17 protein-coding genes and 2 pseudogenes are annotated in these 12,150 nt (G+C 31.5%); 2 read left to right on the forward strand and 17 right to left on the reverse strand.

All coding sequences use genetic code 11. The annotated features are described in order from the left end of the window. Positions 1-705, forward strand: a complete 705-nt coding sequence (locus tag D2K60_RS11440) for a hypothetical protein (protein ID WP_117170116.1) — start codon at positions 1-3, stop codon at positions 703-705. 518 nt (positions 706-1,223) lie between these two features. On the opposite strand, the gene D2K60_RS11445 is transcribed toward D2K60_RS11440, so the two are convergent. The 10 genes and pseudogenes from D2K60_RS11445 to D2K60_RS11490 all read right to left on the reverse strand — a co-directional run bounded on the left by D2K60_RS11445 (position 1,224) and on the right by D2K60_RS11490 (position 6,379). Then, positions 1,224-1,733, reverse strand: a complete 510-nt coding sequence (locus D2K60_RS11445; protein ID WP_117170117.1) for a MepB family protein — start codon at positions 1,731-1,733, stop codon at positions 1,224-1,226. A 735-nt stretch (positions 1,734-2,468) separates the two neighbouring features. Continuing rightward, positions 2,469-3,122, reverse strand: coding sequence for a hypothetical protein (locus D2K60_RS11455; protein WP_117170119.1), 654 nt, complete (start codon positions 3,120-3,122; stop codon positions 2,469-2,471). Positions 3,123-3,245: 123 nt separating this feature from the next. Continuing rightward, positions 3,246-3,464, reverse strand: a complete 219-nt coding sequence (locus tag D2K60_RS20925; protein ID WP_117170120.1) for a hypothetical protein — start codon at positions 3,462-3,464, stop codon at positions 3,246-3,248. A gap of 208 nt (positions 3,465-3,672) precedes the next feature. Next, a pseudogene (locus tag D2K60_RS11465) lies at positions 3,673-3,842 on the reverse strand (SAM-dependent methyltransferase); the annotation flags it as partial. A 139-nt stretch (positions 3,843-3,981) separates the two neighbouring features. After that, complete coding sequence (locus tag D2K60_RS11470; RefSeq protein ID WP_117170121.1) at positions 3,982-4,209, reverse strand: hypothetical protein; 228 nt, start codon at positions 4,207-4,209, stop codon at positions 3,982-3,984. Between the two features lie 100 nt (positions 4,210-4,309). Further along, entirely contained in the window at positions 4,310-4,459 is a 150-nt protein-coding gene (locus D2K60_RS20685; RefSeq protein ID WP_162880765.1) for a hypothetical protein, read from the reverse strand. 137 nt (positions 4,460-4,596) lie between these two features. Next, positions 4,597-4,890, reverse strand: coding sequence for a helix-turn-helix domain-containing protein (locus D2K60_RS11475; protein ID WP_117170122.1), 294 nt, complete (start codon positions 4,888-4,890; stop codon positions 4,597-4,599). A gap of 27 nt (positions 4,891-4,917) precedes the next feature. Continuing rightward, positions 4,918-5,169: a GNAT family N-acetyltransferase gene (locus D2K60_RS11480; protein WP_240335300.1), complete on the reverse strand. Its 252-nt coding sequence runs from the start codon at positions 5,167-5,169 to the stop codon at positions 4,918-4,920. A gap of 422 nt (positions 5,170-5,591) precedes the next feature. Then, positions 5,592-6,049, reverse strand: a pseudogene (locus D2K60_RS11485) (GNAT family N-acetyltransferase). Positions 6,050-6,103: 54 nt separating this feature from the next. Continuing rightward, positions 6,104-6,379, reverse strand: a complete 276-nt coding sequence (locus tag D2K60_RS11490) for a hypothetical protein (RefSeq protein WP_117170123.1) — start codon at positions 6,377-6,379, stop codon at positions 6,104-6,106. A gap of 185 nt (positions 6,380-6,564) precedes the next feature. Here D2K60_RS11490 and D2K60_RS11495 point away from each other — a divergent pair, with 185 nt between their 5' ends. Further along, complete coding sequence (locus D2K60_RS11495) at positions 6,565-7,269, forward strand: CPBP family intramembrane glutamic endopeptidase (protein WP_117170124.1); 705 nt, start codon at positions 6,565-6,567, stop codon at positions 7,267-7,269. Here D2K60_RS11495 and D2K60_RS11500 read toward each other — a convergent pair. The 7 genes from D2K60_RS11500 to D2K60_RS11535 all read right to left on the reverse strand — a co-directional run bounded on the left by D2K60_RS11500 (position 7,253) and on the right by D2K60_RS11535 (position 12,043). Beyond that, complete coding sequence (locus D2K60_RS11500) at positions 7,253-7,981, reverse strand: MerR family transcriptional regulator (protein ID WP_117170125.1); 729 nt, start codon at positions 7,979-7,981, stop codon at positions 7,253-7,255. The two genes, D2K60_RS11495 and D2K60_RS11500, sit on opposite strands and share 17 nt — an antisense overlap. Before the next feature lie 138 nt (positions 7,982-8,119). Further along, entirely contained in the window at positions 8,120-9,052 is a 933-nt protein-coding gene (locus D2K60_RS11505) for an aminoglycoside phosphotransferase family protein (RefSeq protein WP_117170126.1), read from the reverse strand. Positions 9,053-9,250: 198 nt separating this feature from the next. Then, entirely contained in the window at positions 9,251-9,712 is a 462-nt protein-coding gene (locus D2K60_RS11510) for a GNAT family N-acetyltransferase (protein ID WP_117170127.1), read from the reverse strand. A gap of 773 nt (positions 9,713-10,485) precedes the next feature. Next, positions 10,486-10,878, reverse strand: coding sequence for a DUF2178 domain-containing protein (locus D2K60_RS11520; RefSeq protein ID WP_205418602.1), 393 nt, complete (start codon positions 10,876-10,878; stop codon positions 10,486-10,488). After that, on the reverse strand, positions 10,871-11,086 hold the full coding sequence (locus tag D2K60_RS11525) for a helix-turn-helix transcriptional regulator (RefSeq protein ID WP_117170130.1): 216 nt from the start codon (positions 11,084-11,086) through the stop codon (positions 10,871-10,873). Before D2K60_RS11525 ends, D2K60_RS11520 begins: the two co-directional genes overlap by 8 nt. A gap of 161 nt (positions 11,087-11,247) precedes the next feature. Next, complete coding sequence (locus D2K60_RS11530; RefSeq protein ID WP_117170131.1) at positions 11,248-11,745, reverse strand: GNAT family N-acetyltransferase; 498 nt, start codon at positions 11,743-11,745, stop codon at positions 11,248-11,250. Further along, positions 11,735-12,043, reverse strand: coding sequence for a MerR family transcriptional regulator (locus D2K60_RS11535; RefSeq protein ID WP_117170132.1), 309 nt, complete (start codon positions 12,041-12,043; stop codon positions 11,735-11,737). Before D2K60_RS11535 ends, D2K60_RS11530 begins: the two co-directional genes overlap by 11 nt. Positions 12,044-12,150: the final 107 nt, after the last annotated feature.

The raw sequence follows: 12,150 nt of genomic DNA on the forward strand, positions 1-12,150 counted from the left end.
ATGAACAAAATGGGAAAGAAAATAGCGTTTGACCTATACGGAATACAAATGAAATGGGTAGCGTGGTGCTTGCCAATTGTTTACGTTTTTTACTTTGTAACTGTTTGGTTCCTGGATGAACCAGAAATAAGATCGATGTCGCTACTCACCTTTACTTTTCAATCAGCAACGATCTTTATACTCATTTGCGGGATTCTTTCAAGCTTAGCATTCCTACCAATGTATGTGAAACATGGTATTACTAGAAAATCGTACTTTCAAGGAGCAATCCTGTCATCCATCGGATTAGCAATTACTATCATAGGTATTACAACGATTCTAACTTGGTTAATAAGCTTATTTAAAATAAATGTTTTCAAAGATGTGGTATTATCATCCTTTGAGGTAAACAGTTGGCTAGTGACTATAGTTTCTTATACCCTCGTAATCATGATCTATTTTATAGCTGGATGGTTAGTTGGGTTAGGATTTTATCGTTATGGAGGTATAGGCGGTTTTGTTTCCATCGTGGTTGCTCTTGTAATAGTATCTTTAAATGATTTATTATGGGCGTTCAACACCCCTAAACCGGTTATGGGATTATTTAGCTTAAGTATTCCAGTACCTCCTGTTGCAATTGCGATTGTAGGATCCATCGTTATAGCGTCGTTATCCACTATATTAGTTTACAAAATAGTAAAAGATACACCAATTAAAATAGCGTGATGCGAGAAGAGCGAACGATCTTTGGATCGTTCGCTTGTTATTTGGTTGGATGGACAAAGAATTAGTGCAGAAAGTACTGAAACAATAATTTTCTCTAAAAATATCATTTATCCATCCTCTTTTCCCCTCAATACTAATTCTGATAAAATTTACCAATACAAACCTTGCTTAATTTAATAAAACTAACGCCCTTGTTAGTTGAACTGTAACTTTTTAATTACTCCAATATTTATCATTAGTTTGATTGATAAATATTCTACTTTTTAAATCTGCTTTCTGTGTTAATGCCTTTCAATTTTATTTCTTTGATTGTAATTTACCTACTATCCTTTTTCACGCTAAACCGCTTCATTAATTTAAGTAGAGCAATCCACATAGTTATTTTAACATAAAATTCCAAGTAAATATTTAAATACAAAAAAACGATCGTCGTAATTGACGACCTCTTGTTAAACTCTAACACCCGTTACTTTAATTTCGATTTCACTAAACTATTAGCAGCTTAGGACTATCTGATTTTAGTTAGAATATAGCTTTAATAGCTCTTGCAATGGTAAAATATTTGAATTATCCACCTCAACAAAGTATTCTAATTGCCATTTTTGTGTTTCGATAGCCTGCTTGCTAGTTGGTTTTTCCCATCTAGGGTAAACTCTAATTGCCATTTTTCCTTTTGTAGTGGCTGTTTTAAGGATATTTCTTTTTACAAGAACTTCTTTTGGGAAAATAAATTGTCCAAAATTACCTTCACCAGTAAAGGTATTGATAACCAATAAATCAGTAGCTTTTTCATATGAAAAGGCTTGGTTTTTATAATTCCTATCCTTTTCCCAAAAGGCAACAAACTGACCTATCTTAGTAGGTGTTTTCTTTGCGACTCTAAATCTAACCGATTTCGAATTTAGTTGATATATACCAGCCCCATAATCTGAATTTTGAGTTTCTTCTTCGATAGCTTCTATAAAGAAGTTATTTGGTTCATAAAAATTTTCATTTACATATGTTAATGCTTTAAAAAAATCATTCACTACTTTTACCCCTTTTTTATACCACTAGATTCAATGGCTCTTAAATACAGATAACAGACTGCCCAAATCAAGTAATTTAATCAACCTTACCGTTACATTAAAAAGCTTAGGAACTATCGCTCTAAAACTACTTGTTCTACTCTTGAACCCTCTAATTGAATATATCTTTTAAATATGTTCTAATTCCCATCTAATCTCAAATTCTAAAGAATATAACTTACTAGTCCATCTTAATCCAGAAAGCTCTGGGAGAAGGTTTCTAAAGGTTATTGAAATCATTTGGCATTTTCATTATTTATTTTTTTATTCCTTATAATACTATGAATGACCAGTCCGATGAAAAATATAAATAACAATGCAAATACTACCACATTGCCTATCTCCTGATTAGTATAGTTTCGGTATGCATATAGTGCCATTGAAATAGAACTCACTATTAAAGAAATTATTATTATTGGATGGGTTTTAACTTTTCCCAAGAAAAATCTCCCCTTTCTTCTTCCACTACCCTGCGACGTTAATTTAAGTAAAACTGTTCATATGTTTATTTAACATAAAACCCCAAAATTATAAAAATACATAAATATGATCGTCGTAATTGACGACCTCTTGTCAAACTCTTAAACCCGTTAGTTGTATAGTTGCACATTTTTTAAAACAAGGTACAATGCCGAGACGTTCAATTTACAAATATACGACGGACTAATTTCATTAAATAAACCTTATTCTCCCTAACTATAAAATACGTTCAGTTTCTTCCTCTATTAACTTAATATGAATACCATAAGATGTTGCTCCTTCAAAATGTTTTGGAACATCTGATACATCGAGTGATTTCTTTAAATTAATATTTTTTTCTTGATTAGCTTCTATTGTAATACTATATGGTCCAGCTATATTCATTAGAGACGCCATTCGTCCTTCATCTTCCCTATAAAAGGTATCTAAAAATTCTAATTCAAATGTCACAGCTTCATTACTTTTATTCTGTAATACAAGATTGCATTCCGCATCCAATAAGTCTTTGCTCACATAATTAAAATCGCAATTCCCCTCACCATCGTATGAAATTGCTTCAATACCACTTGCAAATGTCTCTTGGTAGATCGTAATTAGGACCGTTGGTAAAATTGAATATAGTATTACAACTACAATTATTGTTCTGACGCGATACTTCTCCAAGCCTATGGCAAGTAATATCATGGCAACTATAAATAAAATTGCACCAATTATACCGAGCAAATTATACCCATCATTATCGCTGATTGGAAACAACATAAAGGTAGTACGTGCATCAAACATTACATTATTAGGAAATGTTAAAAATAAAACCATACATAAACCTAAAATAATAACTGAACTAATCAATGCCACTTTACTTTTTATCATAGTATCTCTCACCTCTTAATTATAAGTTTAATAACCTTTTTCACACACCTGCTACGTTAATGGAACAAGCATACATTCGCCTTGTTAAAGGAGCAAAACCGATAGCACAATTAACAATACTCTTTATCTTCCATATCTAAGAAGGACAAAACTACCGATCCATAATACTATAGCAATTTGTGTTAGTAGATACATTGCAAATTCAAAAGTGGTTAATTTTCTTTTGCGCTTCGTCTTTTTCAAATGTCTTACATGAAAAAGTGAACATAATAGTAGTACCGCTATTGATAATTCATATGTGTTTTCCAAAACTTTAACCAAAGGAATATCCTCCTCTACCAGAGATAATGTGTTCTAACTTCTTCCAAAATGCACTTGTTAGTTTAATTGTAAAACTTTACAAACTTTTTATGTTAGTTGAACTCTGAATTACTAAATCGGCTTTTTCTATTGGTGAAACTATTCTCATATTAATGATCTTCTGCTTTCCTGTATCTCTTTTCAAACTTTCTAACGTTATTCTGTGTTACATCACTTTCACGATTAAATCTCTTTTATCTTGTGCCAATTGCTTTTTAGATATATCCGTAACTGTTACAACCGCACCAAGCGCAGCTAAAATTGGCCTTGTTTCCCTCCTACAGAAGCTAAACAAAGTATTATTAATCCCTCTAATCATTTCGGAAACCAATTTCTCGGGACTGATTTTTCAGTAGTAACGCAAGAGTCAAATAGCATCTACATCTTCTGTTCAAATTTCTCTATGTAGTATTTCACCAAAGTCTATTGCAAATTATTTTTTCATATCCAAATCCAATGTCAACAACACTTGCTTTTTTTAATTGAACACTCGCATCTACTATTTTAATCTTTCCAAAATTAAATAATCCTTTGTTTTTGTTATTGGAATACTATACGCGTTAGCGAAAGCAAGCAAATCATTATAAATAATTTCTGGGTCAAAATTAGAAATTCTAAAATTTAAGCCTGTATTATTTTTTACAATTACACATTTCTTTCCCCAGCCAATACGTTTGAATTTCACACTATCAATGTGTTTAGGTTCAACTAAAAATAAAAATTTCAATTGAACTTCCTCCTAAACCCATAATGGAATAGTGCATACCAATGTATTATGGAAAATATAAAAGTCAAGAAAATCCCAAGAAGACAACAGATAATAGCTGTTATAGCCTTTTTCCATTTTGTTTTAAACGATTTACTTCTTTCAACCCCAAGAAGCCATAAACTATTTCAATAATACCAAGAACCAATGAAACAATAGATTTTCTATTACTCTTGATATCAATATTATTTGAAACATGTACATTGTTCACTTTTCATACCCCTTTGGTCTTTCTATTTTCTAATCACTTCAACTCTTCTGCTTCTTCAGCAAAAAGTAGCGCTTACTTTCTTGTGGAACAATCGCACCAGATAATAGTATAGCTAGCAATAATGCCTGAAAATATGTTTACTCTCCAGGATTTTCTAACCATTCACGTAATTTAGCTCTTGGGTAATATACCTTATTATTTATAACAATATGTGGAACGTCTGGGTGTTCCTTAATTAGATATTTTGCATCTTCTTTTGATATGCCCATAAAGTCATGCACATCATTTTCCGTTATCAGTTCGTGTTCTTCCTCTTCAAAGATCTCACTAAAACTTTTAGCATTCGGATTATTAAAATTTATCAGTCCGTAACCTATAAAAAAACCTGCAGCAGCAATTCCTAGAGCTAGCCAAATTAAATCAAATTCCATCGTGTAATCCCCTTTTTTAGTGTATTATTATTCCATTAAAGCAACCCTTATATTAATCTCTGTATCATATCTACGAAGCTTGCTCCCAATACCCTTGTTTCTATATTCTTTACTAGTAAATACGTTAGTCATATAGACAAATGGATATATTACTCTGCCTGGGCGTGGTACTTTATGTATTAATTCTATGAATATATGTGATACAATTTCTCCATTTTCCTCGGCAACCCAGATAAACCATTGACCACTATTACGTGCATTCTCTAAAAGGACTGGCATTCTTTTTCAAAATGATTAAATGGAGTCTGAGTAACTTTTCACTTTCATCAAATTCAATTGTAAAATCCCATCTCATTTTATAAATTGCTCAAAATGCTTTGCTTCAGTAAGTCTTATATTCATTCTTATTCCCTCCTTTAACATTAATTCTACTGCTACTAAATTGCTTCATTAATTTAAATACATCTATTCATATTTTTATTTTAACATAAAATTCCATTATAATATTTAACTATAAAAAATAGAATTGTCGTAATTGACAATCCCTTGTTAAAATCTTGCATCTATTATTTTCGATGAACCAATTCACGATTTTGCTATAAGAAAAAACTCTCATCATTAAAAGGAGTTTTATATGTGCAAACCTTCTGAACGAGACAAACTCATCACCACTGCAAAAATACACACTACTAAAGTATTAATCAACAACTTTGATTAGATAACTCCCAATCAATTACTTTTCCTGTATATCCGACTTTTTTCAAACCCAGTTTTTCTGAAACTCGAATAGAACCATAATTGTCTGGCAGAGTATCAGCTATTACTTTTTCCACTTTAGATGTACTAAAAGCCCATTGTATTAAACTTCAGCAGCTTCCGTAGCATAACCATTATTGCAATAATCTTTAAGGAAACCATAACCAATTTCTACTACTCCATTTTCATCCGGTTTCCCATTAAAACCTAGATTACCTATTACTAGATCATCAGATTTACGAACAACCATCCAACTCCCCCAGTTTAGTAAAGAAGGGTAAATATTTAACTGCTGCAAATAGTTGGAGATTTCAGGTCCATTATTATAGTTTTGGTTTAAAGTAATTTGAACTGTTTCTACTGTACAAGATATGATTTTTAATCTATCAGTTTCAAGTACCATTTGTCTGTCTCCTTTTATTTAAAAATCACTCCCATTATTATTTGATAAATTTACTTAATCTTGTTTTTCAAAAGTTTTATAATATTCTACACCTAAGATAATTAGACCTGAAAATGTGAAAATAACTCCTAATATGAATGGAAATCCTAAGAATAATGACTGTACAACTTCATCTCCATATTGTTTCGCACCAAAGATTACATGCCATAACTTTGACTTACCAGACCATTCTGTAATATGGGTTGCATATATAGTTCCAGATAAAATAATTGTTACTATGGTTAATAAACCACCTAACATTACAAATCCGCCAATTATGGTTCTTTTCATAAATTCACTCCTCCTTTTTATATAAAATCATAGTAACCTCTATCTGTCGTCACTAAAACCTGTCTTATACCTTGCTTGTCTAGTTCCTTGAAATATAGGATTTAGTTTCTATAAGTATTTATTAAAAAACACTTGCAGGTGACGTAACGTCATCTATTATCCTGTAAAGTAAGGAGGTAGTTTACATGAATAATCGCGAATTGTTCTTTCTAAAATCACCGTGGACCTGGAAAGAACTATTTAAACTACTTATATTAGTGTTAGTGATAGTTCCCATTTTTTTAGAACATCTGTTAAAAGGATATTTGTCAGATGTTTTACAAAATGATCTTTACTCGGGAACATTAGTTGGACTGAGTATGTCTTTAATTTTTATGTTTGGGCTATATATCATTGCAATTAAGCCAAAATGCCTTAGTTGGAAAGATGTCGGTCTTAAAAAATTCTCAAAAAAATACTGGGGAGCAATTATTGGTTGGACGGCAGTATTAATTGTAATAAGCGTCGCTTTGGTCATTGTAATGGAGTTGCTTATAGGTGTAGGAACGGAGAATAGCAAGACTGAGAGTCTACAGTCTAGACTGACTCTATTTAACTTCTTAATTGGATTTGTATCAGCAGCGATTATTTCTCCATTATACGAAGAAATATTTTATAGGGGATTTCTTTACCGTTTTTTACGTAGCAAATACGGAATTACTCTAGGTATATTAGGCAGTTCCATTATTTTTACGATTGTTCATATTCCAACTTTCAACACATTGCCAGTCAATTTTGTAACAGGCTTAATTTTTGCATGGACATATGAAAAATCAGGTTCTGTCATCCCTGGAATCATTATACATGGTATTTTTAATGGAATTGCCATCATCCTTACTGCTCTTGGATGATGGTATCAGCCTTCTCGATAAAATCGATAATTTCCTGCCTTATAGGATATAGATTCAAATCACTGGATGATTCTTGAGAACGACGTACTTCCCAGAATTTATTTACCAGCTTTTGATCTCCTTGAAACGTTTCCTCTGAAAGTATCTCCATGTCTTCCATAATGAGTTTAGCATGTTCAGACCCAGGAGCAATATCTTCCTGTATGCATCGTTCTATTCGTTTAATTAGGTTAATCCATTTTTTTGTTGATAAATTATCCTGGTTCATTTTCGGTAAGCGCTCATGTAACGTTTCTTGCTCTTCCATAGAGAAAAAGGAGCTCCAAGTTTTATTCTGTGCTGGTGGGACAATTAGTGAGATTAGGTCTTCCCAGTTAATTGTACCTTCTAATTTAAGAATGTGAAGCAAAGAAGTTGTTTGTGCAATTGATTTTTGAGTGTTAACTAACTGCTCTTCTAGATGTAACTTTTGAGCTAATAGAATGGTCTCTGTTGATTCGTCTTTTACAATCCTTTTTATTTCTTCGAGTGGAAGAGCAAGTGATTTAAGTAGAATAACTTTTTCGAAAATTAAACAATCTTCTGCAGAATAGAACCGTTTACCTCCCTCGCCTAGTTTTGATGGATGAACAAGGCCGATCTGATCGTAATATCTAATTGTCCTAATTGAAACCTTGAATCGCTTTGCCAATTCCCCGCTTGATATGTGCATGGTTTCTCTCCTTAACTATAAATTAATTGTATTTCTAGTTATGCTTATTAAGCAGAAGAGGCGACTTCTCTTATTGAATAATCATACTCGTTCTATAATAAGATCTTAATTACTTGCACACTTTTGTAATTTTAATTCTTAAAGAGCCTCCCAATAAAGTTTGTTATTTAAGTTTTTAACACACCATTGATAATGCCCATCTTTGCAATTGCGCGAATAAAAATTAGCGGAAATATAGCTATATATCAAAACATAGAAATATAATCTTTTTCTAACATCTTCGCCTAATGTAGAAATAATTATGTTTAAGTATCTCTCATATATATTTGCATTTAACTCATTATACATATCAAAACATACCCATCCTATTGCAATATCAAATAAGTTGTCACCGTACATTGTCATCAATCCAAAGTCAATTAAACCTGTAACCAAACCACTCTTATTAACCATTAAATTCCCCGGATAAAAATCGCCATGAATTAGAGCGTATTCACCTTCATAACCCGATGACAATTTTTCTACTAATTGGTCAACTTTTGCATCGTAATTCACGACATCTTCTTTGAAATAAGGCTCTAATACCTTTTGTTTTTTTAAAATTAATTCTTTCAATAAATCAAACCAACTATTTATTTTCACTAAAGGAACCTGATTATCATTGAATAGAGTAAAACCTTCAAGATTATATTTTATTTTTACAGATTTTAATTCGATAGTTGCATTAAGATATGTTTCCATCATCTTATTTTGTTCGGTATAATTCATGTCCGAGAATACACTTTGTAAATTACTACCCTGAATTCGTTTTTCAATAGTAACTAAAGTATTGCTTTCCACAAATGTATCGTAAATATAAGGAAGCTCATAGCTCAAAGAACTTGAATTAAGATTAGAGTAGAAAGTCTTCAGGCTATTTTGCTTACTTATATCGGACATATCATTATACAATTTTAATATTTCATTAGTGTCATAAGCATAAACATCGGCTTCCATCCCGGAACCTAAAAGATCTGATTTAGTAACATTATATTTATCCAATATCATTGAGTTAGTATTAATTTTTGTCATCTACAAACACCTCTTAATTTTCTTGTTTGCTTGTGTACTGTACTAACCTGCTTCGATAGTTAGTTTTGTTTGCATTCGCTTATTAATGAAAAACACCCACTAGCTTATTTCATATACTCATCTAGATTATTGGGTAAAGAATATACTAAATAACAATATTGGAATGTTGAGAAATATCTTGTCTTATCCTCGTAGTACTTATCTTATTTTTTCAACCTTTGTGCATTTAAAGTTGTTTTTCTCGTACAAACTTAAAGCATTTTCATTCCATTTAGATACATGCAATTTTATTGGTAATTCATTAGCAGTATTCTGAAGATGATTTATTGCCCAAAAAACTAGTTCTGTTCCATACCCCTGACCTTGAAACGCTTTATTTACAATGAGGTCATCAATTTCATTGCTATAACAAGCAACTGAACCGATTAGTTTTTCATTTTGTATCAATAGATATATATTATCTTTCTTATCAGTAATCTGTTCTTTTGAAGAATAGAAATTATACGGTTTTATATCTAATGCTTTTCTCATATCGTAAAAACACGCGTTATATATTTTCTGGTAAGTATCATAAAATTCATCTGAATATGCGATTAAGCTCAATTCCGACTCTACTCTTCCTCCAACATAGTGCATTTCGAAAGCAATTATTTCAAACATAAATCCCCCTCATATAGCTCATTAATATGAATTAACTGCATCTGCTTTAGATAGAGATAGGTGTCTCAAGCAATTTAAGCACATATTGAAATACAAATAAGAATGCATGAAACACCTTAGGTTTATAAAAGTTGTTTGCTTTACTGTTACTATCCGCATTAATCCTTAGATCAGAAAAGGATTTTATTTCCTCAAAACATTATGTCTTAGACTTTTTGTTGAAAGTCATTAAATCAGAGAAAGCCAGTCCAAGTGATAAACCAAAGGGAATAGCGAAATCATACAAATTTATTCCCGATTGTCTAAAAAAATAATCGATAAGATAATGTACTGTACTGAAAGAAATAAACCAAGCCATAAACGTAAAAAGTCTCTTTCTTATTTGAATCCAATTTAACCTCCTTGTATTCGCAGTCACTATATATATAAAGAACATTGCAAGCAGAAGAAGATAAATGACATATCCAATAATAAATGTAATAGATAGCAAAGTATCTATACCCTTATACATTATAAATACCGTAATTATCATACCTAGCCAAAAAATACTATGTAAAATTAAGATTAACGAAATATTCTTTTTCATCTTTTACCCCTAATTTCAGAATCTTGATCCGTTTGATTATCAGAAAAACAGCAGTCAAATTGCGTCTCAGTAACTGTTACTTTAATTGGAGAAGGCTGCTTTCGCTAATTTAAATATAACTATTCACATGTTTATTTTAACATAAAATCCCAAAAGAGATCGCCTTAATCGACGACCTCATTCTAAACTATTTATACTTTCTTGCATAAATAAACTCTGTAATTGGAAGCGTCACAAATGTAAGACAGACCACAATAAGCAAAGGATAATTCTCAATATCATTCAATTCAGATACTCCTTCTGAGATAAACAGAATTGAACCAGATAATATCATTAATACAAAGTAACCAATCTTTGCACTTTGGGTTTCAATATACTTGTCTAATTCGTCCTTATCTTCAGGACCTTCGGGGTCGCCCCAAGTAATAGAATTAATAAAGTATGCTAAAGAAATAAAACTAAAAAATATTGAACCTCCATCTATAGTTCCAAATCGCACCCATTTGTATATGGTGAATCCTGCAAGTGTACAAAATAAAATAAAAGTTATGACAACAATGATTTTTTTTGATTTAACCACTCTTTTTCCCTCCATTCCCCAATGGTATAAATAAATCCTCCATAGTGATTTCTAAATACATCGCTATATCAAATGCCAATTGTAAACTTGGATCGTATTTATTGTTTTCGATTGCGTTGATCGTCTGCCTACTTACATTACATAACTCTGCTAATTTACCTTGTGAATAACTGTTCTTTTCTCGGTATTCTTTCATTCTGTTTTCCATTTCATATACCACCGCCATTTACCTTAGGTGTAAAAAGACTTTTACACTTCTATAATAAAATAATCCAAAGAAAGTGTCAAATATGTTTTACACCTTCTTTGGATTTCATGTGATTTTATATCTCTTTTTAAACTTCCTCGATCTATTTAGTTGTACAAAAATCACAAGATTTTCGACATATAGTATTCATCAACAAATGCACCATCAATAAATAGTGCATTTCTTTTAGTCCCTTCTATTTCAAATCCAACTTTTTTATATAAGGATAAACCTGCTTCATTCTTTGTGACGACAGTTAACTCTAATCTACTAACGTTATTATTCTCAGCCCAATGCACCAACTTATTAAACAACTCTATTCCAATTCCTTGTCCTCTATATCCTTTTAAAATACCAATGACAATGTATGTTGAATGCCTATTTCTCCGTGCATTTCCGCCTATTGCAAAAAGGAATCCAACTAATCCATTATCCTTTTCGGCCACGAGTATAGTAGAATTCCCAGCAGCTTTCATACTCTTAATCATTTCTTTTTGGTTATCCGTTTGAATATTTCTTTCTCCAGCTTCCCAAAGCATATACTTCGAACTTTTCTCAACTTCATTTGTAAGCTTTGCTAGTTTTTCCGAATCTGATATTGTTATTTCTCTAACTATCATTGCTTTTCTCTCCCTGATTTTCTAACCATTCACGTAATTTGGCTCTTGGGTAGTACACCTTATAATTTATAATAATATGTGGAATGTCTGGGTGTTCCTTAATTAGATGTTTTGCATCTTCTTGTGATATACCCATAAAGTCATGCACATCAACTTCCATAATCAGTTCGTGTTCTTCCTCATCAAAGATCTCACTAAAACTATTAGCAGTTGGATTATTAAAATTTTTGAGTCCGTTACCAATAAAATAGCCTGCAGCAGCAATTCCTAGAGCTAGCCAAATTGAATCAAATTCCATATCGTTATCTCCTTCTATAGTACAATCTTATTGCATTAAAGTATTAGTTATAGTAATACCTGTGTCTTATATACGCATTAGAAAAATTATAGTTTCACTATTAAAAA

It is taken from the genome of Paraliobacillus sediminis (assembly GCF_003426055.1).